Origin of the sequence: Paraburkholderia kirstenboschensis, assembly GCF_904848585.1 — a bacterium.
Lineage (GTDB): Bacteria > Pseudomonadota > Gammaproteobacteria > Burkholderiales > Burkholderiaceae > Paraburkholderia > Paraburkholderia kirstenboschensis.
The window spans coordinates 1-26,556 of sequence record NZ_CAJHCR010000005.1 but is presented as its reverse complement, the minus strand read 5'-3'; the positions used below and the strand labels follow the sequence as shown (position 1 = coordinate 26,556).

Below are 26,556 nucleotides of genomic sequence, written 5' to 3'. Positions count from 1 at the left end.
AGCGCTTACTCTGGTCCCATGCAGAGCGGTCGACCAGAGTTAGCGCTTCAGCGCTTACTCTGGTCTCATGCACAGCGGTCGACCAAAGTTGGCGGTGTAGCGCTTACTCTGGTCCCATGCACAGCGGTCGACCAGAGTTGGCGCTTTAGCGTCTACTCTGGTCTCATGCACAGCGGTCGACCACAGTTGACGCTTCAGCCCGTTACTCCAATCCCCTCCAAAGCGCTCACCCAAAATCCGCGCTTCAACGCATCACCCCGATCCCATGCGAGCCCCTTGCTGCACCGCGCCCTCGACTGGCGCCACGGGTACCACCGTGAGCGTCAGCCCGTTGCGCGCGGTAACGCGCACCGCCTGGCCCGCCGCGACGGGGACAGCGCTCGACACCTGCCAGCGCTCGCCCTTGACCTGCGCCCAGCCGGCGGGCATGCCGTTGACCGCGGCGCCGGCAAGCAGACCGTCATCGAGCACCACACCCACGCTGCCGATCAACCCTTCGGAACCGGTCACGACCGGCCGGCGCCGCGCGCGCAGCGCGAGCCTCGACACGCCCAGCACGAACAGCACGCTGAATACGGCGACGGCGGCGATCATCGGCAACGGGATGCCGTAACCGGGCACATCGGTGTCCATCAGCATCAACGCGCCGATCACGAACGCGACGATGCCGCCGAAGCCGAGCGAACCGAACGTCGGCAGGAACGCCTCGCCGATCAGGAACGCAATGCCGAGAAAGATCAAACTGAGGCCGACGTAGCTGATCGGCAGCATCTGCATTGCAAACAGGCCGATCAGCAAACTGATTGCGCCGACCACGCCCGGCAGCACGAAGCCAGGATTGGCAAACTCGAAGAAGAGGCCGTACATGCCCAGCATCAGCAACATCAGCGCGACGTTCGGATCGGTGATGACCGCGAGAAAATGGCTGCGCCAGTCGGCTTCGAGCATGACGACGGGGGCCTGCGCTGTCGCCAGCGTGACGTTGCCCGTGCTCGTCGTGACCGTGCGGCCGTTGAGCTGGCGCAGCAGATCCGGCACGTCGCGCGCATTCAGATCGACGACATGTTGCGCGAGCGCGTCGCTGGCGCTCAGGCTCACCGCTTCGCGCACCGCGCGTTCGGCCCAGTCGGCGTTGCGCCCGCGCATTTGCGCGAGGCCGCGGATATAGGCGGCGGCGTCGTGGACCTGCTTGCGCAGTTCGGTCGATTGGGTGTCGAGTGGGAGCGCGCTTGCGGCGCTGGCAGCGGCGTCACTTGCCGCGCCGCGCGAAGCGCCGGCGGAAGCGCTGCCTGAAGCACTGCTCGAAGCACCGCCGGAAACACCGCCGGAAGCAGCCCCAGAAGCGGCACCCGCGCTACCCGCTGGACCGGCCGGCGTCTGCGGCTCCCGGTCGTCGGTGCCGGGCATGCCGGGCAAGCCCGGCTTGCCACGGCCTGGCGGCTCCGCGCCGCCGATGCCCATCTGGATCGGCGTCGCCGCGCCGAGATTGGTGCCCGGCGCCATCGCCGCGATGTGGCTCGCGTAGACGATGTAGGTGCCCGCGCTCGCCGCCCGCGCGCCGCTCGGCGCGATGAAGGTCGCGACCGGAACCGGCGAGCCGAGAATTGCCTTGATGATCTGCCGCATGGACGTATCGAGCCCGCCCGGCGTATCCAGTTGCAGTACCGCGAGCTGGGCGTGGTCGTCGGCGGCGCGCTGCAGGCTGCGCACGATGAAGTCGGCGCTCGCAGGACCGATCGCGCCGCTCACCGGGATCACGACGACGCTGTTAGGCGCATGCCCAGTGGTGGCCCGTGTAGTGACGGGCGCCGCCTGAACCGCAGGCGCCATCAGGTATTCGCACGACGCGAACAGGAAGGTGAGCACGAACGCGACCGCGACCCCGAAGACAAACGCCAAAAGCATCCCGCACGCGGTCATGCCGCGCATGAGCCGGCGCACAACACCGCCGTGGATAAACGGCCGGCGCGCGCCAGGTTGCCGGAACGGGCGACGCGGATACGTGCTCATCGCTAGGGGCGCCGCGCGCCGTCGACGGGTGTCGATCGGCGCGGGCCGACACTCCAGTAGGACTGGCCTGCTGCTTACAGCTTAGTCCGATTCCACGCGCCGCGTGAAGTCCGCACGCACCGGCCGGTAGTCGGTGGGCCGCATGCCTGTCCATTTGCGGAATGCGCGATGAAATGCGCTCGGCTCGGCGAAACCCACCGAGGCGGCGATGTCCGCGATCGTGCGCCCGGATTGCTGCAGTTCGCCGATTGCAATGTCGCGGCGCAGGTCGTCCTTGATCGACTGATACGTATGACCCTCCTGTTTCAGCCGCCGCCGCATCGTCGCCTCGGCGACGTGCAGGCGCGCGGCCATCTGGTCGGCCGCGGGCCAGTTCATCATGGGCAGCGCGCGCAGCGTCTTGCGTACTCGCGCGGCGAACGAGCCGGGATTGCGGTATTTGACGATGAAACTCGCCGGCGCGTCGCGCAGGAACGGCTTGGCCGACCTCACTGTCTGGATCACCGGCAGCTCGAGAAACACCGGTGAGAGATCCACGTACGACTCCGGCTGTCCGAACGTCATGTCGTCGCAGAACATGAGCCGGTATTCGTGCGCTGCGGGAGGCTCCGCGCAGCGAAAGCGCGCCTCGATCAACGGTATGCGGCGTCCGACGAGCCAGCACAACAGCCCGTAGACGACGATGAAATACGTCGCGTAAGCGAACATCGCCGGCGGCTTTGCGCCTTTGCGTTCGACAAAGCGCAGCCGCACGCGCTGGGCATCTGTCTCGATGCACGCGCCGAGGTCGTCCAGCACGAGCCGCATGAAGCCAACCGCGCGCGCTAGCGCCTGCGCGCCGTTGCGCGCCGTGAGCGCCGTCTGCGTCATCGCGATGAAGCTGCCGCATTTCATGCGATGCGAGTCCTGACCGAAGAACTCGTCGTCGAGCGCGCGTGCTATGCCGGCCCACAGCGCGCCATATTGCGCAGACGACACGCGGCTTTTCGGCGACGCCAGCATGGGCGCAGCGATGCCGGCGGCTTCGGCGAGCGGGAGCGCATCGAAACCGCGTGCCTTGGCAAGCGCGAGTGTTTCCTCGACGAGACTCACGGAGATCGTGCCTTTATCGGTCTTCATCAGCGTTTGTTCGCAAGTTTGGTCAGGGTGGCAATCGCGCTCAACGTTTTCCCTATGTGATTCGTCGTAAGCCGGTTAAACAGGCCAATTGGCCGCATTGCATCGTACCAGTATGGCAAATGCGCTCACACACAATGATCGGGCTGAGCATCGAAGCCGGCGAGCGGCTTGCCTACACTGGGCCTCGAACGCAAGGAAAGGACTCGGACCCATGGACAGCTTCTACACTGAAGAACAACGCATGATCCGCGACGCCGCGCGCGACTTCGCGACCGAGCGCCTCGCGCCGAACGCCGCCCAATGGGACCGCGACGCGCAACTGCCGGCGGACGTGGTCAGGCAAATGGGCGATCTGGGCTTTCTCGGCATGATCGTGCCGCCGCAGTGGGGCGGCTCGTACACCGACTACGTGGCCTACGCGCTCGCCCTGGAGGAGATCGCCGCGGGCTGCGCCGCGTGCGCGACGCTGATGAGCGTGCATAACTCCGTCGGCTGCGGGCCGATCCTGAACTTTGGCAGCGACGCGCAAAAAGACCGTTATTTGCACGACCTTGCGACGGGGCGGCGCATCGGCGCGTTCTGCCTGACCGAGCCGCAAGCGGGCTCCGAGGCGAACAATCTGCGCACGCGTGCGGTTCTGCGCGACGGCAAGTGGATACTCAACGGCAGCAAGCAGTTCGTGACCAACGGCGCACGAGCCGACATAGCGATCGTGTTCGCAGTCACGGATCCCGACCGCGGCAAGCGTGGCCTGTCCGCGTTTATCGTGCCGACGGATACGCCGGGCTTCAACGTCGGCAAGCCGGAACACAAGCTCGGCATTCGCGCCTCGGACACCTGTCCGATTTCACTCGACGACTGCGCGGTGCCGCAAGCGAATCTGCTCGGCGAAGCGGGCGAGGGCTTGCGCATCGCGCTGTCGAATCTCGAAGGCGGGCGCATCGGCATCGCCGCGCAAGCCGTGGGCATTGCGCGAGCCGCGTTCGACGCCGCGCGCGCCTATGCGAGCGAGCGCATGCAATTCGGCAAGGCGCTGAAGGACCACCAGACCATCGCCAACATGCTCGCCGACATGGCCACGCGCCTGAACGCCGCGCGCCTGCTCGTGCATCATGCGGCGCGCCTGCGCTCGGCGGGCGAACCGTGCTTGTCGGAGGCATCGCAGGCGAAACTGTTCGCGTCCGAGGCCGCCGAAGAGATCTGCTCGAACGCGATCCAGATTCACGGCGGCTATGGCTATCTGGAGGACTACGCCGTGGAGCGCCACTACCGCGACGCCCGCATCACGCAGATTTACGAAGGAACCAGCGAAGTGCAGCGCATGGTGATCGCGCGTCACGTTTGAACGCTGCGCGAGCCGCGTTTGAGCGCAAAATAGCTTGCGGATAAAACTAAACCCGAGCAAACGCGGATTCATACCGCGCCCATCAGGAGACGACCATGACTGCAGCGAAAGCCTTTTTCGACGCGCGTGACCTGTTATTGCGCCATCGAACCGATTACGAGCGCGCTTACCGCGAGTTCGCATGGCCTGAGTTGGAACAGTTCAACTGGGCACTCGACTACTTCGACGTCATCGCACGCGACAACGACAACACCGCGTTGTGGATCGTCGACGACCCGGCCGGCGAGGGGCTGCGTCTCTCGTATGCGCAGATGTCGGAGCGCTCCGCGCGCATGGCGAACTTTCTGCGCAGCGTGGGCGTGAAACGCGGCGACCGCGTGCTGCTGATGCTGCCGAATCGCGCCGAACTGTGGGACGTGATGCTCGCCGCAATGAAGCTCGGCGCAATCGTGTTGCCGGCCACGACCCAGCTTTCCGCGGACGATGTGCGCGACCGCGTGCAGATCGGCGGCGCGAACTTCGTAGTGGTCGACAGCGCGGAGCTGTCCAAATTCGATTCGCTCGACGTGCCGTTGACGCGTCTTTCAGTGGGCACGCCGCGCGACGGCTGGACCGATCTTGCAGCAGCGTATGACGCATCGCCGCAATTCACGCCTGACGGTGTGACGCGCGCCACCGATCCGCTGCTGCTTTACTTCACGTCCGGCACGACCTCCAAGCCGAAGCTCGTCGAGCATACGCATCAAAGCTATCCGGTCGGCCACCTGTCGACGATGTACTGGATCGGCCTGCAACCGAACGACATCCATTGGAATATCAGTTCGCCTGGCTGGGCCAAGCATGCGTGGAGCTGCTTCTTTGCGCCGTGGAATGCGCAGGCCTGTGTGTTCGTTTTCAACTTTGCGCGCTTCGTGCCGAAAGACACGCTGGATGTGCTGGTGCGCTTTAACGTCACGACGGTCTGCGCGCCGCCGACTGTGTGGCGCATGCTCGTGCAGGAGCATCTCACCGATTATCCGGTGAAGCTGCGCGAGATCGTCGGCGCGGGCGAGCCGTTGAACCCGGAGATCATCGAGCGCGTGAAGCACGCTTGGGGCATTACGATTCGCGACGGTTTCGGGCAGACCGAGACCACTTGCCAGATCGGCAATTCGCCGGGGCAACCGGTCGTTGCGGGGTCGATGGGCCGTCCGTTGCCGGGTTACAGAATCGAGCTGCTCGATGCCGACGATCAGCCGGTGACCGAAGGCGAGATCGCGTTGCCGATTGGACCCGATGGCAAGCAGCGGCCGCTGGGTCTGATGACGGGCTATGCGAACAGCGAGCAAGCGACCGCGCAAGCCATGCGCAACGGCTTTTACCGCACGTCAGATGTGGCGCTGCGCCGCGAGGACGGCTACTACGTGTATGTCGGTCGGGCAGACGACGTTTTCAAATCGTCCGATTACCGGCTTAGCCCGTTTGAACTCGAAAGCGTGCTGATCGAACACGAGGCCATAGGCGAGGCCGCTGTCGTGCCGAGCGCCGATGCGCTGCGCCTGTCGGTGCCCAAGGCATTCGTCACGGTGCGCCACGGCTATCAGGCGGGGCCCGAGCTTGCGCGCGCCGTGTTCGCGTTCTCGCGCGAAAAACTCGCACCGTATAAGCGTATTCGCCGTCTGCAGTTCAGCGAGTTGCCGAAGACCATCTCCGGAAAGATTCGCCGCGTCGAGTTGCGGCGCCGTGAAATGGAGCGCCAGGCGGAACCGGCACGCTTGCCGGACGAGTACTGGGAAGAAGATTTCCCGGACCTGCGCTGAGTCACGCAGAGCGTTATCGAACATTTTCTGTTTTCAGTCACTGTCCGGCCGTCACGCGGCCAACGCACAGGAGTTTCAGCATGAGCGCAATCGCTTCGAATACCGTCAAGCTGCTGATCAACGGCGAGTTCGTCGAATCCAAAACCACCGAATGGCGCGACATCGTCAACCCGGCGACGCAACAGGTGCTGGCGCGCGTGCCGTTCGCCACCGCCGACGAAGTCAACGAAGCAATCCGCTCGGCGCATGCCGCGTTCAAGACCTGGAAGGACACGCCGATCGGCGCGCGCATGCGCATCATGCTCAAGTACCAGGCGTTGATTCGCGAACATATGCCGCGTATCGCGAAGACGCTGAGTGCGGAGCAGGGCAAGACGATTCCCGACGCAGAAGGCGACATCTTCCGCGGACTCGAAGTGGTCGAACATGCATGTTCAATCGGCACGTTGCAACAAGGCGAATTCGCGGAAAACGTCGCGGGTGGAGTCGACACCTACACGCTGCGCCAGCCGCTCGGCGTGTGTGCCGGCATCACACCGTTCAACTTCCCCGCGATGATCCCGCTATGGATGTTCCCGATGGCGATCGTATGCGGCAATACGTTCGTGCTGAAGCCTTCTGAGCAGGATCCCTTGTCGACAATGCAACTTGTCGAACTCGCGCTGGAGGCGGGCGTGCCGAAAGGCGTGCTGAACGTGGTGCACGGCGGCAAGGACGTGGTCGATGCACTCTGCACGCACGAACTCGTGAAAGCGATCTCGTTCGTCGGCTCGACGGCGGTCGGCACGCATGTGTACCGCCTCGGCAGCGAGCACGGCAAACGCGTGCAATCGATGATGGGCGCAAAGAATCATGCCGTCGTGCTGCCCGACGCAAACCGCGAGCAGACCTTGAACGCGCTTGCGGGCGCCGGCTTTGGCGCGGCGGGGCAGCGCTGCATGGCGACTTCGGTGGTGGTGCTGGTGGGCGCCGCGCAGCAATGGCTGCCGGACATCGTCGCCAAGGCGAAGACGCTGAAGGTGAACGCGGGCAACGAGCCGAACACCGATATCGGCCCCGTCGTTTCGCGCGCGGCGAAGCAGCGCATTCTCGGCTTGATCGAAGCGGGCGTAAAAGAAGGCGCCACGCTGGCACTCGACGGCCGGGACGTGACGGTGCCCGGCTACGAGCAAGGCAATTTTATTGGCCCGACGATTTTCGCGGACGTCGGCACGGAGACGGAAATCTATCGCACGGAGATTTTCGGGCCGGTACTGCTCGTGCTGAACGCGGCGACGCTCGACGACGCAATCGCGCTCGTCAACCGCAATCCGTTCGGCAACGGCGTCGGCCTCTTCACGCAGAGCGGCGCGGCGGCGCGCAAATTCCAGAGCGAAATTGACGTAGGTCAGGTCGGCATCAACATTCCGATTCCGGTGCCTGTGCCGTTCTTCAGCTTTACGGGTTCGCGCGGCTCGAAGCTCGGCGACCTCGGCCCATATGGCAAGCAGGTCGTGCAGTTCTACACGCAAACCAAGACCGTTACCGCACGCTGGTTCGACGACGACACGGTCAACGACGGCGTGAACACGACCATCAGCCTGCGCTGAACGAGGCCGCGAGAACGGAGACGAGATCATGAAAATAGGCTTTATCGGACTCGGCAACATGGGCGCGCCGATGGCGCACAACCTGTTGAAGGCGGGCCACGCGGTCAATGTGTTCGACCTCAGTGCGCAAGCGGTGCAGGCGCTCGTCGACGAGGGCGCAAAGGCTGCCGCTTCGCCGAAAGCGGCGGTGGCCGACGTCGAATGCGTGATCACGATGCTGCCTGCGGCAGCGCATGTGCGCAGCGTGCTGACCGCGGATGACGGCGTGTTGGCCGGCATCGCGCCAGGCGTGACCATCGTCGATTCGAGCACGATCGATCCGGCAAGCGTGAAAGCGTTTGCCGAACTTGCGCAGCAACGGGGCAACACGTTTGTCGATGCGCCCGTGTCGGGCGGAACCGGCGGCGCGGCTGCGGGCACCTTGACGTTCATGGTCGGCGGCAGTGACAGTGCGTTCGAGACGGTCAAGCCCGTGTTGTCGGCGATGGGCAGGAACATCGTGCATTGCGGCGATACCGGCACCGGCCAGGTCGCGAAGATCTGCAACAACCTCGTGCTCGGCATCACGATGGCGGGCGTGGCGGAAGCCATGTCGCTGGGTGAAGCGCTCGGCATCGACGTGAAAGTGCTGGCCGGCATTATCAATACGTCGACGGGGCGCTGCTGGAGTTCCGACACGTATAACCCGATGCCGGGCGTAATCGATAGTGCGCCCTCGTCGCGCGAATATAGCGGCGGCTTCGGCACGGATCTGATGCTGAAAGATCTCGGGCTCGCCACCGACGCCGCCAGGTTTGCGCGTCAACCCGTCTATCTCGGCGCACTCGCGCAGCAGCTTTATCAAACGATGAGCGCGAAAGGCGCGGGACGTCTGGACTTCTCCGCAGTCATCAAGCTCTATCGTAACGAGACCCCAAAAGACGCCGCCAAAAACACCGGCAATGGAGATGCGCGATGATCGAACTCGACTACGCACATGGGGGCGCTGTCGCGCAACTCACACTGAAGCGTCCACCCGCGAATGCGTTCACGCCTGACGGCCTGCTGCAATTGCAGCAAATGGTGGAGCGTCTGAACGACGAGCCTCGTGTCCGGGCAATGGTCATTACCGGCGAAGGTCCGAAGTTCTTCAGTGCGGGCGCGGACCTCAACGCTTTCGCCGACGGCAATCGCGAAATGGCGCGCGTCGCGGCAGCACGCTTCGGCGCGGCCTTTGAAGCGTTGCAGAATGCGCGGCCCGTCGTGATCGCTGCGATCAACGGCTTTGCGATGGGCGGCGGGCTGGAATGCGCGTTGGCGTGCGACATACGGATCGCCGAACAGCACGCGGTGATGGCGCTGCCCGAAACCGCAGTTGGCCTGCTGCCTTGCGGTTGCGGAACGCAAACGCTGCCGTGGCTCGTCGGCGAAGGCTGGGCGAAGCGCATGATTCTCACCGGCGAACGCGTGGATGCGGCAACCGCGCTGCGCATCGGTCTCGTCGAAGAAGTCGTGGAGAAAGGCGCCGCGCGCGAGGCTGCGTTGAGCATGGCGGCGCGCGTTGCGACACTGAGTCCGCAGGGAGTCGGCTTCAGCAAGACGCTGATTCATCAGGCGCGCAATGGCGTGCCGCGCTCAGCCGCGCTTGCACTGGAACGCGAGCGCTTTGTCGATCTGTTCGACGGCGCCGATCAGCGCGAGGGCGTCAATGCGTTCCTCGAAAAGCGCGCGCCGCGCTGGCAGATCGAGCAAGGCGAACAAGCCGCGAGTTCGACGCACGCAGCACACGCTCACGGGGAGACGCAACGATGAGCGCCTTGCAAAGCGTCGTGCCCGAGAACGCGTCCGATAGAGGCGGCGAAGAGCAACGAGAGATTCTGTTTCGCGTGATCAACCGCGTCGCGGTCATCACGCTGAACCGGCCGGCTGCGCTCAATGCGTTGTCGCACGCGATGATTCGCGAGCTGGCCATGCTCGTCGAGCATTGCCGCAACGACGACGGCATCGTCGCGCTCGTGTTGAAAGGGGCTGGAAACAAGGGCTTTTGCGCGGGCGGCGATGTGCGCGAAGTGTACCGGCTCGCAAAAAACGGCGACAGCCGCTGGCTCGCGTTTTTCGTCGACGAGTACCGGCTCGATTACGCATTGCACACGTTTCCGAAGCCGGTGGGTACTCGACGGTATCGCGATGGGCGGCGGCATGGGCCTCGGGCAGGCGGCGCGTTTGCGCATCGTCACCGAGCGCAGCAGGATCGCGATGCCGGAGACGCGTATCGGCTTCCTGCCTGACGTCGGCGCAACGCGCTTTCTGAGCGTGATGCCCGCGGAACTCGAGTTGTACGTGGGCCTGACGGGCGCGACATTGTCCGGCGCCGATGCGTTGCGCCTGCAACTGGCCGATCAATGTGTGCCGGCCGATTGGCTGGTTTCCTCCGAAGAGCGATTGCAGCGCATGTCGCACGAGGGCGATCTCATGAGCGCATTGCGCGGGGTGGTCGAGCCGCCTTGCAACATCGTGCCGCACGCCGCGATCACGCCATTCACGCAACTGATCCAGCGGCACTTCGACCGGCGTTCCGGCGTCGACAGAATCATGGCGACGTTGCGGCACGATCTCGAACGCGACCCGCCGCGCGAAGTCAGGCAGTGGCTGCAGTCCACTTACGACGCGCTCGCCGCGCATTCACCCACCATGCTTTACGTCACACGTGAGGCGTTGTTGCGTGGCCGGCAGATGACGCTCGCCGAGTGTTTCCGGATGGAACTAGGCATCGTGAAGCGCGCAATCGAGGAGGGCGACTTCTGCGAAGGCGTGCGCGCGCAGTTGATCGATAAAGATCGCAAAGGACGCTGGGCGCCCGCCACGCTCGCCGAGGTGCGGCCCGAGCGTGTCAGGCACTTTCTGACTTCGCCGTGGAAGCAGGAGGCGCATCCGTTGGCGGATCTCGGCGCGGAGCCGGTCTGATGGCCGCGACGAGGCTGTGCGGTGGGGGCAGTGAGGCTCAGCTTTCGCCGACGGCCTCACCATGCAGGACCGCGGGCGCCGATACAGCGCTATCGCTCTGAGCGCCTCGCACCCGCGAAACCCACAGAACGCCGGTGAGCGCGACCGCGACCGACACCCATCCAACGGTTCCATAGCCGACGATCTGGCCGGCGGACGAACTGCCGAGCATGAGACCGCCGATCCACGCGCCGCATCCTGTGCCCAGCGCCTGGAGCGCACTATTCGCGCTGAGAAACGCGCCGCGTCGATCGGGTTGCGGCACGGTGGTCAGCAACGCCTGCATCGGCACCATGCGCCCGGACATCAGCACCATGAAAACCGGAAAGAACAGAAGCAGTGCGTAGAACGGCAGGTCCGGCAGGTGGGTGACGAAGAGTACGGGCAGACAGGCAAGCAGTGCCGCGATCCTGAAGACGCGCCGCGCGCCGAACCGGTCGGCGAGCTTGCCGACCCGGCGCGAGGTAAAGAACGTTGCTGCTCCACCGGCCATATAAAGCCACGACAGTTGCTCGGGCGACACGCCGTGGTTGGCAACGAGCACCGGCGAAATGAACGGGATGACGAGCATATGCGCGACCATCATCACGAAGGTCAGTGCAAAGGCCGCCATATGCCGCGGATTGCCGAGGAGCCGCATCAGATCGGGCAGTATTTCGGCGAGCGGCGGCTGGCGCCGGCTCAGATGTCCGGCCAGCGACGGCACCAGTTGCCAGCCCGCCACCCACACGGCGAGCGACAGCGCGACCAGCAGGAAGAATGGCGCGGCCCAACTGAAATGCGCGCCTAGCATCACGCCGGCCGGCACACCGGCGATCGCCGCGAGGGAGAAGGCCGTCATGATCGTGCCGGTTGCGGCGCCACGTCGTTGCACGGGAATCACGTCGGCGACGATCGCCATGATCACCGATGCCAGCACGCCCCCCGTTATCCCCGCAAAAGCCCGCGCGGCCAGCAGCAACGCGAAGCTGCTCGCCAGCGCGCACGCGAGATTCGACATCGCGAACAGCGCATACATGGTGAGCAGCAGACGCCGCCTGTCGAAGCGGTCGATGTAGGTGGCCGCGAAAAGTCCGGACAGGCCCGAGCACCACGAATACGCCGACACCGCAGTGGCGAAGCCGGCCGGCGTAATGCCGAACGCGTGCATGATCTGTGGGCCGAGCGGCATCATCACCATGAAATCCATGATGATGGTGAACTGGGTCAGCGCAAGCAGCCAGAGCAAACGGCGCTCATGCTTTGCGTCAATTGAATACATTGGCAGGTTCCTTGTTGTTGTTCGAAGGGCGCCGCTTGCACGGGCCTGGCCGCTCATCGCATTCGCCGAATGCCAGCGCGACGCTCAGTCGTCTATCGTTTCATGCACGGCCGCCGCGCCCTGCTTCCAGTAGCTCGCCGCGCGAATGCGCGCTTTGTCGACGCCGCGTTCCGTGCACAGGTGATGACGAATCGCGCGGATGGTCGCCGACTCGCCGGCGGCCCACACATAGCCTTCGCCGTCTTCTGGCAGATACGTTTCGCGGACCGCTTGCAGCAAAGCCTCGCCGCGGGAGCCGGCTTCGCTGCGATAACGCCACACCAGATGCAACTCGGCCTGAGTCTCGAACTCGATGCGAGCCGACGGGGCGGCCACTTCGATCACGGCGGCCACGCGCTTGCCGGGCGGCAGTTCTTGGAGGCGGCGCGCAATCGCGGGCAAAGCGGTGTCATCGCCGATCAGCAAGTGCCAGTCGAAACCTGTGGGGATCACGAGTGAGCCGCGCGGCCCGCCTATGCCCAGATACTGCCCGACCTGCGCTTGGGCAGCCCATGTGGCAGCGGGGCCGGCTTCGTGCATCGCGAATTCGATGTCGAGTTCGCGTGCCTCGCGATCGAAGCGGCGCGGCGTGAAGTCGCGCGCGGTGGGGCGCCGTCCTTCAGGAAACACCGGACCGTCGGGGCCGGCTTCCGGCAGCACGGGCTTGTCCGCGCCCCGCTCGGGGAAGAACACCTTGATGTGATCGTCGAACGAAGCGGACACGAAGTCGTGCAGATCTTCGCCGGTGAAGGTCACGCGGATCAGATGCGGTGTCAGTGCCTGCACTTTGCTGACTTGCAGCAGGCGAAACTTGAGCGGGTGCCGCACTCGATGCACGGCGAGGTCGGGTCGGTTTTCTGAAGTCGTCATTGAGCTGGTCCCATGCAAAGTGGTCGGTTCGATGAGCCGCGTACCGCGCGTGTACGCGGCGTGCGTGCGATGAAGAGTCGGGCGTGAGGGGAGGGTGTGAGGCGGGGGCGTTCGCGGTGTCACGCGGTGGACGCGTCGTCGCTATTACCGCTGCCCGGATTGCGTTCGCTTTCGATGTCCTTCACTGCGCGCATCAGGATGGCGGCGATGCGGCGCTGTTCGTCAGCCGGCGCATTGTCACGACGCAGCAGCGCATTTTTCAGCGCGCGGCGCGCTTCGTTCAGCTCGGGCGCCCAGCCTCCTTCGCTGATGTCGGCCGGCTCTTCACCGGCAAAGGCGCGGCGCACCGAATCCATCTTGCGCGCGATGTGGCTCAGCTTCGCGAGCATCATCTCGACGCGGTCGCGGTTGCTCTCGAGATACTCGCGTCCCGCTTGTGCGAGTTCATAGCGCTTGCGATTGCCTTCGAGTTGCACGGTGACGTAGCCGAGTTCTTCCAGATACGTGAGCGCGGGATAGACCATGCCGGGGCTTGGACTGTAGAAGCCGTTCGAGCGCGTTTCCAGAGCCTTGATGAGTTCGTAGCCGTGGCTCGGTTGGGCGTCGATCAGCGAGAGCAATAGCAGTTGCAGATCGTCGGAGCTGAATTTACGGCCGCGCGGAAAGCCGTCGCCTTCGCCGCCGAAGCCGCCCGGCCCGCCGCCAAAATGACCGCGCCCGCCGCGGTGCTCATGGTGACGTCCGATCGCATGCCAGAGTGCATGCGGTGAGAAGCGATGGCCGGCATGGGCGTGTTTGCCGGGACGCTCGTCGTGAGCTTCACGGTGATGGACGAACGCATGCCACAGCGCGTGCAGCGACGGGCGCTCGAAACCCGCGCCGAAAGGATGGTCCCCGCCGTGCGGGCGGTCAGAACGATGGCGATGACGCATCTTGCACACTCCATTTGTGTCTTAAGATGTGTCGTAAGATATATATCTAAAGATAGTTTGTCAAATTTTCTTGGGGCATTATCGGGAGACAACAAAGTGTGCGGGAACCGCGAAATTTGGCGTGCAGTGCACAATTTTCCACTTGTTTTTTGCTATCGAGAGGTGATTTGAGGAAGCGCTGGCGCGGATTGACGAAGGCTACGGATAGCAAGAGGCCGGACTTCGGGGCGCGACTGAAGAGCTTGTTGCCCGATTGCACATCCGCACATCGACTGAAGCCAACGATCATCCGATGCGATAACTTGTATGTTGTCGCTGGGCATCCCTCTGAGCGAGCCTTTTCGCCGCGCAGTTTCGGACGCAACCGGAACAACGGTCTTTAGCCCCGACATCCGGCTGACCGGTGCGCTCGGTTGCGCTCACTGAGCTATCAAGCTACGAAGCGGCCGGTGGCATCGTGCGAGCCTGCGAATGGCTGATCAAGGTTCCGTTGCAGAGCGCGTACAGACGGCCACCACGCGCCGTTCGCCGAGCAGGAGATGCTGCCATTAGAACGGCTGCATTACTCTAGAACTTGCCGGACGAGCTACGCAAGCGGCTCGGTTAATGCCGGCATTGAACCGGGTCGGATACTCTCTCGACCCGCGATCGGTGCCGACGGCCGCGGCCTAAGCCTCTGGGCACTAGTCCGACGGCTCGACCCCATATTCATCCTTCTACTGGGTTTTCGGACACTGCGTCATGCCTCGGACATTTGACGTTCATTCGCAAGCCGGAGGTGACGCAGTTGTGATCTTTCATTCGCCGCCTGCCGTAGAAGATGGTGGACTCATTGGTGGCAAATTGCATCTCTCTCGGAGCACTGCGCACCTAGCGCACCTTCGGCAGAGTTAACCTAAACTCAGTGCGTAACGCATTTCGCAACAAGATCGGCCGTGTCCCCGAGGGGCATGTTCATGCGGATTCCAGACGTTGTCGAGGCACGGCGGGCGCGGATTTGCCGCCACCATCGCCTTGCGCAGCGAAGAGAGCTTCGTCCGCCATGCGCGTGAATCGCTGAGGGCGCGAGCGTTTTTTGAGTACAGGATTCAGTCGTCTCAGCACCGCGCGGATTGCTGCCGGTGCGTCTGCCGAAATTCTGCGAGGGGTGCAGCAGATGGGAGCCCATCGCTTTACGCTGAGGGGCGACCATGCGCGCACTCGACATCATGACTCCATCCGTCGTCACCGCCACGCCGGATATGACCATCCACGACGCGGCAAGACTGTTCGTCAACAATCAGATCAGCGGCATGCCGGTCGTCGACGCAAACGGACAGGTCGTCGGTATGATCAGCGACAGCGACCTGCTTCACCGCGTGGAGAACGAAACCAGCCACGGGAAGCGTTCGTGGTGGCTCGAATTCCTATTGTCGTCGCCCCGCGAGCAGGCCGCGAGGTACGTGAGGGAGCACGGACACGTTGTCGGCGACGTGATGTGCGAAAAGGTGATTTCAATTTCCGAAGACATGCCGCTCCAGGCGGTCGCGGACCTCATGGAGCGCCGGCATCTGAAACGCGTGCCGGTGCTGAAAGACGGCAAGCTGGTCGGCATCGTGAGCCGGTCGAATCTGATGCGCGCACTCGCGAGCGTCGCGCCGGCGGCGGACTCCTCTCCACACGACGATGCGAGCTTGCGCGACGCGATCGTTCTGGAAATGCACGGAAAGCGCTGGGGGCTGTCAAAACAGGGCGTGCTCGTCAAGGACGGCGTCGCGCATCTTTGGGGCGTGATCGAATCCGAGGAGGAAAAGAGCGCGATCCGCGTTGCGGCCGAGGGCGTGCCTGGCGTCAGGCGCGTGGAGAGCCATCTGGAGTTCCCGAGCGGGATTCCGGCGCTGTAATCCGTACGTTACGCAAGACGCGTGCAGGTCGCCTTGCACGCAGTGAACGATGACGGAGATCGGGACGTCCACATTGGATCCGGCGGGCCGCTTGCGACGGACCGCCATCTCTCCACAGCCTGATTTAATGAAGCCCAGCCACCGGTTGGGTTTGATGCGCGTGCCTACCCGACAGAGCAAGCGGTCACGTGGACCTATACTGGGGCATCTGGAGAGTCCAGTGGCAAATCACGACAGGCTGCATCCGCTACGTCCGCTTCAGCATGGCCGAATCGGTACTCGCTATCTGGACTGCATCGATGGCCAAATCAAGTTTGACGAAGGCAAGAAGGGGCTCGCGGCAGAGCGGCAGACTTTGAGCGGAAGGCGTTAGGCGTCAACGAATGGCGGCTGGACTTTTAGAATGGACGTTGGGGGCACGAAGACCCGAAGGTCTGCAAGGGGTCGACACCGGTCCGATGACCCGCCATCGTGAACGTGATTACCGCGATAACGGGGCAGTTATCGCGGCATGAGGGCTTTCCAGCGTATCGAGAATGGTGGGAAAGGTGATAACAGCTTCGGTCGAGCGGCCTCGAACAATCGATGACGAGCGTGCACTCGTAAAACGACTCCGTTAGGAGAAGAAAACTTATCTTAATAGCGCGGACAAACACCGGATTTCTCGTCAAACTTTGCGAGCCGGATGTGCCGTCGCATGCTCGCAGCACGTAATGGCGGGCAGCAGGATGACGGTGCGCGCGGCTTTGTTGGCATCACGATGGCTTGCGCGGGACAATATGCACCTTTCCCTGCGGCCGGTTTGGGGACTTGCACACGGTGTACGCGCTAGATGGACATGATGGCGACGTCGGCGCAACTGAAGCCCGCTGAGCAACGGCCGCAGTGAGGCCACTCGCCTTTCGGGTCGAGGCCGCCGGACATCCAGATCCCTATCATGCGCTCTGGGACGGGTTGTCTTCGCTCGCGGATCTTGTCGAGCAGCCGTCGCGCTGGCGGCGACGGCACGCGGAGCAGAGGTGGCTAAACGCGGCGGAGCAGAGCTGCCCGCAGGTTCTGCAGGATGGCCTTCGCTGGGGGGCGAGGGCGGTCAGTTATCGTCCGACCGGGGCGGAAGGTGGTCGTGCGGAGCGGGCTCGGCGGCGTCGGCGTCCGGAATGTCGTCGTCAGATGAAGCGGGCGGCGTGCTGGGGGGCGCTTCGCTCGTCGCGCCGGGCGATGGCCGTGCTGGATCGGGGATGGTATCGGAAGGATCGGTGGACATGTTGGACTCCTGAGGTGACGGACGGCGTCTCTAGCAATATAGACGGCGCATCGGCACAGCGAGAGGAAGCAGCAGGACTTGCCGGCAGTGAAGGGTCGGATAGCTGAGGCTTTCGGTCCCTTCGTTTCTTGACATCGGTCAGCCGCAAGACGCTTTTCAGAGGTAGTCAGCGGTGGGAATTGGCGACGCCGCAAGGGCGAGAGCTGTTGGACATCGGTGGATGTATGCGTCTGCTCCAGGACTAGCGTTTGCTGGTCGCGCCATGCAACCGGTCGTGTGCTTGTCCGAGTTGCCGCGAAGAGCGCAGCAATGTGAAGACGTCGGGCTCTGCTCAGGGGCCCGCATGTCAACCTGTGGCGAACGCTCGGACGAAAAAAAACGCGGAAGTGGGCGAACCACCGTGGCGATACTCTCGCCTCTCGGATTTTCAGCGGAGCAAACCATTGGTTAGCTCGGAACCGCAAAAAAAAAGCGAGACGAAGATCTAACCCCCATGCACTCGAATGCCCGTGCGAAACAACAGGATGCCGAGCGAAAATCATGGGGATCCTTTTGTTGCTATCGAGCGACAGGCTCTTCGATCAGATTGATTCGGATACCAGATTACCTTTATCGTCTTACCTGCGACAGCAACTTTTCCGCAGAGAGGACGTCGCGGTACGGGGTAGCGTGAAGCGTTTAATGAAACAGCCTTCGACCCTGGAGTTACCAATGAAGAAAACTGTGATAGCCGGTGCTGCGCTGGCGACCTTGGCCGGCACGGCGCATGCGCAAACCAGCGTGACGCTTTACGGTCTGATCGACGCAGGCCTGACGTACACGAACAGCCAAATCACCGGCACAGGAGCGGGTGGGCATAGCAATTGGCAGATGACCAGCGGAGGCGTCCAGTACAGTCGCTGGGGGCTGCGCGGAGCGGAAGATCTCGGCGGTGGGTTGCAGGCGATCTTCACTTTGGAAAACGGCTTCAACGTGAATAATGGACAGTTCTCGTCTTCCAATCGCATATTTAACCGCTTGGCATACGTTGGCGTGTCCAGCCGTGACTTTGGCTCGCTGACTCTGGGACGTCAGACCGACGGCATGGTTGACTTCGTGGCGCCGCTCTCGTTGACCGGGACACCGTATGGCGGTATCCACTTCGCTCATCCGTTTGACGTCGACAATTTGAACGACTCCTTCCAGATAAACAATTCGGTCAAGTATCAAAGCCCGAATTTTGCCGGCTTCAAACTGGGCGCGCTGTATGGCTTCTCGAATCAGGCGGGTGGTTTCGCCAATAACCGTGCGTACAGTGTCGGCATGTCGTACATGTGGGGACCGTTGAACTTCGGCGCCGGGTATCTGCATCTGAACAATTCTGCCGGCACGCCGGCCCAAGTCAATGCGAACGGGGCGGTCACCGACACGCTCGGGACCTCGCTATCGGGCCTCCTGACTCCAACCGCAGTGCCATTAGGTGCACTCTCTAGCCGACAGCAGACTTGGGGCGGCGGCGTGAACTATGCGTTCGGTCCTTTGGTTGCCGGCTTGGTCTATACCCAAACGAACCTGACCCAACTGTTTCAGAGCGGCGTCAGTACCCACTTCCAGAACTATGAAGGCAACCTGCGATACGCGCTGACGCCGGCCGTGATGCTGGCTGCTGCCTACACCTACTCGCGCGCTGGTGCCAGCGCTGGTAGCGGCGCTCCGCACTGGAATCAGGTGAGTGCACTCGCGGACTACAACTTGTCAAAGCGGACGGACGTCTATCTCCAAAGCACCTGGCAGAGCGTGAGCACGAGCAGCAACAACCCGCTGGGTGTTGCGTGGATCAACGGCGTGAGTTCACCCGCATCCACAAAGAATCAGGTCGAGGCCACAGTCGGCTTGCGTCATCGTTTCTGATTGGAAGCATAAAACAACCGCGAAATCGCGCGAGGGTCGGTTCGGGAATGACCGACTTGAATCCGCAGTCGTAACCGGCCGGCGCGGCCTCGCTCTGCAAAGCGGACCGGCCGTGTCCGGTTCCGAGGGTTCTGGGTCGAGGTAACCGCGCTGCGCGGTCGACACGCGGCGGGCGGCGCGGCGCGCGAATCGACCGAGAAGCGCAGTCGACCCACACGAACGCCATTGAGCGGAGCCAGTTGGACGATTCCTAAGGTCGACGCGATCAGATGCGAGCAGTCCGCTAGTTCCTTGTGAATAAGGTGAGGCGTGCAGCAGATGCCGCTTCAGCGCGAAATGTGGCTGAATCGGCCCGAAGCACGAGAGCAAGTTCGGTATGCACCCCAGGTCGCGAAAGCCACGCATGCGCCACGGCGTTGCCGCGTCTTGGTGGCAACGGAGCAAGCCAGGGCACGGTATTGCGCCCTAGGCTCGTTCAGGCGTCTCAAACGTGCAAACGAATATCTGGGTGTCGAGTCATTTGTCGCGAGGTTGAGCCCAATGCGCCGTCGTATATCGACGCCATATTTGCAGTTGACTGCGTGGCGCCGCGGCCGTCGCTACTAACGACGAGGACGACAGCGCCATAAGGTTGCTGGCCACGAATGTTGCTTCGGTTCGCTTGCATGAATCGCCTATCATTGGGTCGGACTACGTCGCGACGTGCAGGCTCGCAGTTGGGCTTTCGACTGAAAAGAAGCCGGCACTGCTACATTCACTACCGCTATTCCTGGATCAGACCTTCTCTGCTGCAGGGCGTCGGGTGCTGTCAAGGGGAAGGCGATGACTCTACGCGGTAAGCGGGAATCTCGCGAGACCCAAGCTCGGACCGTGTGAGCGTTTCGTCTCCAGGTGCATCCTGCTGGTCAACATCAACGCTTCCTTGCTATTGCTAGCAGGGTGTTCGTACTACGCGGTGCCTGCCGGAACGGTCGTCACCACGCCGGCCAGCTTTGACCGGTCCTTTGCGGCCGCGTCGGGTGCAATGGGCGACGAGAACCTGGCGCTTACTGTCGAAGACCGTGCCAGCGGTATCGTAGCTGGCGTACTCGGGGGCAGTTCGGTCACAGCAACCGTTCGCCAACAAACGGATGGCAGCATCATCGTGCAGTTCAATTCAAGCGACGCACGCGATCCCACACTGCTGCAGCGCATATCGAGTAGCTACGAACGGCATATGGGACGCTGACCGTCATGTGCCGCCCAGCGCACTGCGGACGGGCTCGCGTTTTAGACGTCGGCCATTTAACCCGTTTACGCGCGTCGCCTCAATCGCTGCCCAGCGTCGAGCACGCTTTGACGCCGCCGTCTCACGCCTAGTCGCTGCTGCTTCGACGGCAAGTCAACTCCAAGGGCATCGTGCTTGTTCACCGAGGGGAAGCGCGAGCGCCCGGCCCGGTTTGCGATGCCGTCGACCTGGCGCTTTCAGCGCGCCTGCGCGGGGATGAGCCGGTTTGTGATGTGGGTGCCGTGAACAGCGTTGATAGCCGCAACGGCGGACGTGCCCAAAAGCTTCAGACGCGCTAGGCCCAAAGTCTCATGTCCTCTCATGCGCGCATGCGCTACGCTGGCAATCGACACACTGTCCCGGGCGTCCGTTCATGTCGACGTCAATCGGACCGACACCGTTCACTTGTGGTCGAGGCTACAAGGACAGGAGACGCCAGCATGAGCGACGAGCGCGCATCGAACACTTCGTCTCACGCAACCCTGACCGACGACGAACTCCGACGCATCGACGCGTGGTGGCGCGCGTGCAATTACCTTTCTGTCGGCATGATTTACCTCAGGGACAATCCGCTTTTGCGGGAGCCCTTGAAGGTCGAACACGTGAAGCACCGTCTGCTCGGACACTGGGGCGCAAGCCCCGCGCTGTCGTTCGTCTGGGCGCACATGAACCGCGTGATCAAGCGTGACGATCTTGATGTGATTTTCATGGCCGGGCCTGGACATGGCGCGCCGGGCGTACTCGGTCCTGCCTATCTGGAAGGTACTTATTCGGAGGTGTACCCGGACAAAAGCGAAGACGCCGAGGGGATGCAGAAGTTCTTCAAGCAGTTTTCCTTTCCGGGTCATATCGGCTCCCACGTGACGCCCGAAACACCCGGCTCGATTCACGAGGGCGGCGAACTCGGTTACAGCCTTTCGCATGCTTATGGTGCTGCGCTCGACAACCCCGATCTGATCGTCGCCTGCGTTGTCGGGGATGGCGAGGCCGAGACGGGACCGCTTGCCACCGCGTGGCATTCGAACAAGTTCATCAACCTCGCTCACCGGCTGCATCTTGAACAGATCCACCACGTTCACGAAGCGCAGCCTCAGTTCGGGCAGACGCTCGCGCAAGATAGCAGAGATTTCCGAGTGGGTGTGGCCGTATTGAGCGGTTCGTTGTCGGCGCAGTGCAGCGCTCGCTTGCACGGCTCGAATTGAACTCATTCAGGCGAGCGTCAATAGCATGAGGAGTCGTCGCAATGAAAGCTCCTGAGCGTCCTCTGCGTATGGGGTTGATCGCTCCACTTTCGGGCGTTATGGTGCCGCTGGATAGCGTCCCCGATCCGGTCTTTGCGCAGAAGATGGTCGGCGACGGCGTGTCCATCGATCCAACTTCGGACGAGTTGCTCGCGCCGCTTGCCGGCAAGATCACGCAGCTGCATAGCGCGAGCCATGCGCTGACGATCACCGGCGACAACGGGCTGCAGGTCCTGTTGCACATCGGACTCGACACTGTGCTGTTGCGCGGCGAGGGCTTCATGCCGCTGGTGAACGAAGGCGACACGGTCGCGGTCGGCGCACCGCTGATCCGTTTCGACCCGGTCGTGGTCGGCGCGAAGGCGAGCAGCCTGCTCACGCAAATGGTGATCGCCAACGGCGAACTCGTCGCGCGCTATGTGCCCGTCAAAGGCCTCGTCAACGCAGGCACCGACACGGCCCTGTATGTCGAGCTGGCCGGCAGCGTCGCGGACAAGAAGACGGCCGATGCGGCCGGCGCGATCCTCTCCGGCGAAATCACGCTGCCGAATCCGGCGGGCCTGCATGCGCGGCCCGCAGCCGTCGTCGCGGCGGAAGCGAAGAAATTCACGTCGGAGATTCGCCTGCTGCGCGGCAGCGACAGCGTCAATGCGAAGTCGATCGTGGCGATCATGGGGCTCGCCACCGCGCTCGGCGACAAGCTCCGCGTTGAGGCGCGCGGACCCGACGCGGCGGAAGCGGCGAGCGTGCTCGCGCGTGTGCTTGCCGAAGGTTCCGGCGAAAGGCCCGGCGACGCGCCTGCGCCTTCAGCGTCTTCAGCACCAACCGCCGCGTCAACTGCCGAGCCAGTTGCAACCCGCTCCCCAGTCACCGACGCCAACGAATTCACCGGCGTTTCCGCTTCGCCAGGCCTTGCCGTCGGCAACGTGGTGCAGTTCCGCCAGCAAGTGATCGACGTGAACGAAGCTGGCGAGTCGCCACAACGCGAACGCGCGCAACTCGAAGCGGCGCGGCACCAGGCGCGTCAGCAGATCGAAGCGCTGAAGGCGACGCTTACCGATGCGTCGAAGGCGCAGATTCTCGCCGCGCATCTCGAACTGCTGGACGACCCCGACCTGAACGATATGGCCATCGCCAGTATCAGCGAAGGCAAGGGCGCCGGCTTCGCGTGGCGGGCGGCGTTCCAGAAGCAGGCGGGCACGCTCGAAAAGCTCGGCAATCCGCTGCTGCGCGAACGCGCGGGCGACATCCGCGACGTCGGCCGTCGGGTGCTCGCGTTGCTCGCCGGCGTTAGGCAGGCGCAGATCGATGTGCCGCAAGACTCGATTCTGATTGCGGAAGAACTCTCGCCGTCCGACACCACGTCGCTCGATCGCAGTAAGGTGCTCGGCTTTTGCACGACGACCGGCGGCGCGACGAGTCACGTCGCGATCCTTGCGCGTTCGCTCGGCATTCCCGCGATTTGCGGTATCGACCCACGCGCGTTGCAACTCGCCGACGGCACCCCTGTTGTGCTCGACGGATCGCGTGGTAGCTTACGGCGCGACCCGAGCGCCGACGAACTCGAACAGGCGCACCAACGCATCAGCCGCCAGGCCGCCAAACGCGAAGCCGAAAAGTTCGCGGCGAGCAAGCTTGCGATGACGGCCGACGGCCACCGCATCGAAGTCGTCGCGAACATCCGCAATGCGCAGGAGGCGCGCGACGCGGTGGCGGCCGGCGCCGAAGGCGTGGGCCTGTTGCGCTCCGAGTTCCTGTTCGATGCGCGCGACACCGCGCCATCCGAAGACGAGCAGGCCGCCGAATACTGTGCGGTAGCCGAAGCGCTCGGCCGCGAACGTCCACTCGTGGTCCGCACGCTCGACGTCGGCGGCGACAAGCCACTGTCGTATCTGCCGCTGCCGAAGGAAGACAATCCGTTCCTCGGCTTGCGCGGCGTGCGGGTAAGCCTGGCACGTCCCGACATTTTCCGCACGCAATTGCGCGCGATCCTGCGCGCGGCGCCGCTTGGTAATCTGCACGTGATGTTCCCGATGATCGCGACGATCGAGGAAGTGCAGTCGGCGCGCAGGATCCTGCTCGAAGAAGCAGGCGACCGCGCGGCGAGCGTCAAGGTCGGTGTGATGATCGAAGTGCCTGCCGCCGCGTTGATTGCCGAGCCGCTCGCGCGCGAAGTCGACTTCTTCTCGATCGGCACGAACGACCTGACGCAATACACGCTCGCCATGGACCGTGGTCATCCGCAACTCGCGAAGCAGGCCGACGCGCTTCACCCTGCGGTACTGCGTCTGATCGGCATGACGGTCGAGGGCGCGCACCGGCACGGCAAATGGGTCGGCATTTGCGGGGGCATCGCGTCGGACGCGATGGCCGTGCCCGTGCTCGTGGGTCTCGGCATCGACGAACTGTCGGTCAGTATTCCCGCGGTCGGTTCGGTGAAGGCCCAGCTTGCGCGGCTGACGATGGCCGAGGCCAGCAAACTCGCCGCCGACGTGCTGCGTTTGGGCACCGCCGCGGAAGTCCGCGCACATCTTTCCCGCTTTGCCGACTGAACGGATCAAGAGGAGACCTGCCATGTTTTCGCATGCGTTCGGAGTCTTGCAGAAAGTCGGCAAGTCACTGATGCTGCCGGTCGCCGTGCTGCCGGTTGCCGGGCTGCTGCTTGGTCTCGGCGCGACCGACTTCCACGGCTACGTGCCGGCGGTCGTGCTCGCGTTGATGAAGAACTCGGGCGACGTGATCTTCGCGAATTTGCCTCTGATCTTCGCGGTCGGTGTCGCGCTCGGTTTCACGGAGAACGACGGCGTCTCGGGCATCGCCGCGACGATCGGCTACCTGGTGATGACCGCGACGCTCGGCGTGATCGCGAAGGTCGAAGGGATCGAGCCCGACATGATCATGGGCATACCTTCGATCCAGACCGGCGTATTTGGCGGGATCCTTGCCGGTGGCCTCGCGGCGTGGATGTTCAACCGTTACTACCGGATCTCGTTGCCGTCGTATCTCGGCTTCTTCGCCGGCAAGCGCTTCGTGCCGATCGTGACGGCGATCGGCGCTATCGTGCTCGGCGGCATCCTGTCGTTCGTGTGGCCGCCGATCGGCAGCGGTATCAAAGCCTTCTCACATTGGGCGGCGGTGTCCGACCCTCGCACGGCGGCGACGATCTACGGTTTCGTTGAGCGTCTGCTGATTCCGTTTGGCCTGCATCACATCTGGAACGTGCCGTTCTTTTTCGAAATGGGCAGCTACCTTGATCCGACCACCGGCAAGACGGTGCACGGCGACATCACTCGCTACTTCGCGGGCGACCCGACCGCAGGCATCCTCGCGGGCGCTTTCCTGTTCAAGATGTTCGGCCTGCCTGCCGCGGCGATCGCAATCTGGCACTGCGCGAAGCCTGAGAACAAAGTGGCCGTCGGCGGCATGATGATTTCGGCCGCGCTGACGTCGTTCCTCACCGGCATCACTGAGCCGATCGAATTCGCGTTTCTGTTCGTCGCGCCGGTCCTTTACTTCATACACGCGTGCCTCGCGGCGTCGGCGCAATTCGTCGCGAACACGCTGGGCATGCGCATGGGCTTCACTTTCTCGCAAGGCGGCATCGACTTCCTGATGTTTAATCTGATCGGCGGCAAGGCCACGCATGCGTGGTACGTGTTCATTCTCGGTCCGATCTACGCGGCGATCTATTACGGCGTATTCCGCTTCGTGATCACGCGCTTCAACCTGAAGACGCCCGGACGCGAAGACGACACGGTTGACAGCGCGCCGCTCGCCGCGGGGGGTACGGGTGGTCGTTCGCGCGAACTGGTGCTGGCCTTCGGCGGCCGCTCGAATATCACGAGTCTCGACGCGTGCATCACACGCCTACGCATTTCCGTGAAAGACCCCGCGCGCGTCGACGAAGCGAAGCTGAAGGCGCTCGGTGCGGCCGGAGTGTTGCGCGTCGGCGATAGCGTGCAGGCGATCTTCGGGACGTTGTCGGAGAACATGAAGACCGACATGCAGGAATATCTGAAGACGGCCGCCAGCGACGCCGAGCTCGCGCCTGCCGGCACGCCTGTCGCGCAAGACGCGGCGACGGCCAGTGGCGTAGCCGCGACGGCGACAGCCGCGGCGCAAAGCTCGGCGCAGCAGGGCGCACGTGCGGAGAAGATTCGCGCGGCGCTCGGCGGCGCGGCCAACATCGTCAAGCTCGATGCGCTCGCCGCCACGCGCTTGCGCGTCGAGCTATCCGACGTCTCGCGGATCGACGCGGCGGCACTCAAGGCTGCGGGCGTGCCTGCCACGCAAGCGTTGAAGAACGGCGCGATCGACCTGTTGGTCGGACTCGGCGCGGAGGATCTCGCGAATGCGCTGCGCTGGGCACCGACAAGTCATCCAGCCCCGGCATGACAGGCGAGGGCAGCGACATGAACAATGTTTCCGTAGCAGAGGCGGCTACGAACGCTCAAGCCGCGTCGCGCGATGTGAGCGGCGACGCGTTCCAGCACGACGTGGTGTGGAATCTGATTTGCCGCGCGGGGCGCTATCCGGACATCGCGGGCGTGTACGACTGGTACATGGCGCTCGCCTTCAGCGTATGGATACAGACGAGGCCCATGCGTTGAGATCAAGGCGAGTGCTATCGATCTCCCGGCGCAGCCGTTGACCTCAGAAAGACCGATGGACCAGTCCCATGACCGTCGAGCTATTCAGCCCGTCGCCAGCGCCCAAGAGGGCGCTAATCGAGCGCACGCGGGAGCCGGTCCGCGTCACCACTGGGGTACCAACGGCAGAGCGGCCATACGACACGACCAAACAGCGCGACGGAATAGGCGGCAAGACGCGGAGAGTTACGACCGCCCGTGGCTAGCGGCGGCCGCCACCGCGAGCGCCGCCGCCACGGGCTGCACCACCCGCATGGTTGAAGTTCGAGAACTGAGCACTCGATTGCCCACGATTGGAGTCGCGCTGCGTCGCGGCGCCTGCGCCGACGCCCTGGAATGCAGAGTCGCGTCCTGCCCCCGAGTAACCGCCGCCTGTGTTACCGGCTTGCGAGTGTGCTGCGCCGGCACGAGTTGAC

General features: G+C 63.5%; 17 protein-coding genes and 5 pseudogenes. 13 read left to right on the top strand and 9 right to left on the bottom strand.

What is annotated here, in order from left to right:
• Positions 1-252 precede the first annotated feature (252 nt).
• Positions 253-2,010 (bottom strand): NfeD family protein, encoded by a 1,758-nt coding sequence (locus tag JMY24_RS15515; RefSeq protein WP_201702364.1) that lies wholly within the window; start codon positions 2,008-2,010, stop codon positions 253-255.
• Between the two features lie 81 nt (positions 2,011-2,091).
• Complete coding sequence (locus JMY24_RS15510; protein ID WP_201702363.1) at positions 2,092-3,129, bottom strand: AraC family transcriptional regulator; 1,038 nt, start codon at positions 3,127-3,129, stop codon at positions 2,092-2,094.
• A gap of 211 nt (positions 3,130-3,340) precedes the next feature.
• Between JMY24_RS15510 and JMY24_RS15505 the strand changes: the two genes are divergently transcribed.
• The 6 genes and pseudogenes from JMY24_RS15505 to JMY24_RS15480 all read left to right on the top strand — a co-directional run bounded on the left by JMY24_RS15505 (position 3,341) and on the right by JMY24_RS15480 (position 10,805).
• Positions 3,341-4,474 (top strand): acyl-CoA dehydrogenase family protein, encoded by a 1,134-nt coding sequence (locus JMY24_RS15505; RefSeq protein ID WP_128589648.1) that lies wholly within the window; start codon positions 3,341-3,343, stop codon positions 4,472-4,474.
• Between the two features lie 95 nt (positions 4,475-4,569).
• Positions 4,570-6,273 carry an AMP-binding protein gene (locus JMY24_RS15500; RefSeq protein ID WP_128597225.1) on the top strand — a complete coding sequence of 568 codons (1,704 nt, stop codon included), beginning with the start codon at positions 4,570-4,572 and terminating at the stop codon, positions 6,271-6,273.
• Positions 6,274-6,353: 80 nt separating this feature from the next.
• Positions 6,354-7,862 carry a CoA-acylating methylmalonate-semialdehyde dehydrogenase gene (locus JMY24_RS15495; protein ID WP_128597224.1) on the top strand — a complete coding sequence of 503 codons (1,509 nt, stop codon included), beginning with the start codon at positions 6,354-6,356 and terminating at the stop codon, positions 7,860-7,862.
• A 28-nt stretch (positions 7,863-7,890) separates the two neighbouring features.
• Entirely contained in the window at positions 7,891-8,820 is a 930-nt protein-coding gene (mmsB, locus tag JMY24_RS15490) for a 3-hydroxyisobutyrate dehydrogenase (protein ID WP_128597223.1), read from the top strand.
• Entirely contained in the window at positions 8,817-9,653 is an 837-nt protein-coding gene (locus tag JMY24_RS15485) for an enoyl-CoA hydratase (RefSeq protein WP_128597222.1), read from the top strand. The genes mmsB and JMY24_RS15485 overlap by 4 nt, the downstream gene beginning before the upstream one ends.
• Positions 9,650-10,805: pseudogene (locus tag JMY24_RS15480) on the top strand (enoyl-CoA hydratase/isomerase family protein). The gene JMY24_RS15485 and the pseudogene JMY24_RS15480 overlap by 4 nt, the downstream one beginning before the upstream one ends.
• 37 nt (positions 10,806-10,842) lie before the next feature.
• Here the strand turns inward: JMY24_RS15480 and JMY24_RS15475 are convergent.
• The 3 genes from JMY24_RS15475 to JMY24_RS15465 form a co-directional block, all read right to left on the bottom strand.
• Entirely contained in the window at positions 10,843-12,105 is a 1,263-nt protein-coding gene (locus JMY24_RS15475; RefSeq protein WP_201702362.1) for an MFS transporter, read from the bottom strand.
• Positions 12,106-12,189: 84 nt separating this feature from the next.
• Positions 12,190-13,014: a siderophore-interacting protein gene (locus JMY24_RS15470; RefSeq protein WP_128597221.1), complete on the bottom strand. Its 825-nt coding sequence runs from the start codon at positions 13,012-13,014 to the stop codon at positions 12,190-12,192.
• Positions 13,015-13,133: 119 nt separating this feature from the next.
• Positions 13,134-13,946, bottom strand: a complete 813-nt coding sequence (locus JMY24_RS15465; RefSeq protein ID WP_128597219.1) for a PadR family transcriptional regulator — start codon at positions 13,944-13,946, stop codon at positions 13,134-13,136.
• 1,190 nt (positions 13,947-15,136) lie between these two features.
• On the opposite strand from JMY24_RS15465, the gene JMY24_RS15460 reads away from it, so the two are divergent.
• Complete coding sequence (locus JMY24_RS15460) at positions 15,137-15,829, top strand: CBS domain-containing protein (protein ID WP_128592478.1); 693 nt, start codon at positions 15,137-15,139, stop codon at positions 15,827-15,829.
• A gap of 1,090 nt (positions 15,830-16,919) precedes the next feature.
• On the opposite strand, the gene JMY24_RS15455 is transcribed toward JMY24_RS15460, so the two are convergent.
• Entirely contained in the window at positions 16,920-17,093 is a 174-nt protein-coding gene (locus JMY24_RS15455; RefSeq protein WP_164862563.1) for a hypothetical protein, read from the bottom strand.
• Between the two features lie 711 nt (positions 17,094-17,804).
• Here JMY24_RS15455 and JMY24_RS15450 point away from each other — a divergent pair.
• Positions 17,805-18,983, top strand: a complete 1,179-nt coding sequence (locus tag JMY24_RS15450; protein WP_128591849.1) for a porin — start codon at positions 17,805-17,807, stop codon at positions 18,981-18,983.
• Between the two features lie 297 nt (positions 18,984-19,280).
• Here JMY24_RS15450 and JMY24_RS39585 read toward each other — a convergent pair.
• Positions 19,281-19,391 (bottom strand): annotated as a pseudogene (locus JMY24_RS39585) (IS6 family transposase); the annotation flags it as partial.
• A 514-nt stretch (positions 19,392-19,905) separates the two neighbouring features.
• Here JMY24_RS39585 and JMY24_RS15445 point away from each other — a divergent pair.
• Positions 19,906-20,211 carry a hypothetical protein gene (locus tag JMY24_RS15445; protein ID WP_236597415.1) on the top strand — a complete coding sequence of 102 codons (306 nt, stop codon included), beginning with the start codon at positions 19,906-19,908 and terminating at the stop codon, positions 20,209-20,211.
• A 479-nt stretch (positions 20,212-20,690) separates the two neighbouring features.
• Positions 20,691-21,287: pseudogene (locus tag JMY24_RS15440) on the top strand (phosphoketolase family protein); the annotation flags it as partial.
• A gap of 39 nt (positions 21,288-21,326) precedes the next feature.
• Here JMY24_RS15440 and JMY24_RS39580 read toward each other — a convergent pair.
• A pseudogene (locus JMY24_RS39580) lies at positions 21,327-21,458 on the bottom strand (hypothetical protein); the annotation flags it as partial.
• Positions 21,459-21,493: 35 nt separating this feature from the next.
• Here JMY24_RS39580 and ptsP point away from each other — a divergent pair.
• Genes ptsP through JMY24_RS15420 form a run of 3 tightly spaced genes read left to right on the top strand, consistent with a single transcriptional unit; the run spans position 21,494 to position 26,101 of the window.
• On the top strand, positions 21,494-24,043 hold the full coding sequence (gene ptsP, locus JMY24_RS15430; RefSeq protein WP_201702361.1) for a phosphoenolpyruvate--protein phosphotransferase: 2,550 nt from the start codon (positions 21,494-21,496) through the stop codon (positions 24,041-24,043).
• Positions 24,044-24,065: 22 nt separating this feature from the next.
• Positions 24,066-25,886, top strand: coding sequence for a PTS glucose transporter subunit IIBC (gene ptsG, locus JMY24_RS15425; RefSeq protein WP_201702360.1), 1,821 nt, complete (start codon positions 24,066-24,068; stop codon positions 25,884-25,886).
• 17 nt (positions 25,887-25,903) lie between these two features.
• On the top strand, positions 25,904-26,101 hold the full coding sequence (locus JMY24_RS15420; protein ID WP_128598794.1) for a hypothetical protein: 198 nt from the start codon (positions 25,904-25,906) through the stop codon (positions 26,099-26,101).
• Between the two features lie 241 nt (positions 26,102-26,342).
• Here the strand turns inward: JMY24_RS15420 and JMY24_RS38375 are convergent.
• Positions 26,343-26,556, bottom strand: a pseudogene (locus tag JMY24_RS38375) (DUF3300 domain-containing protein); the annotation flags it as partial.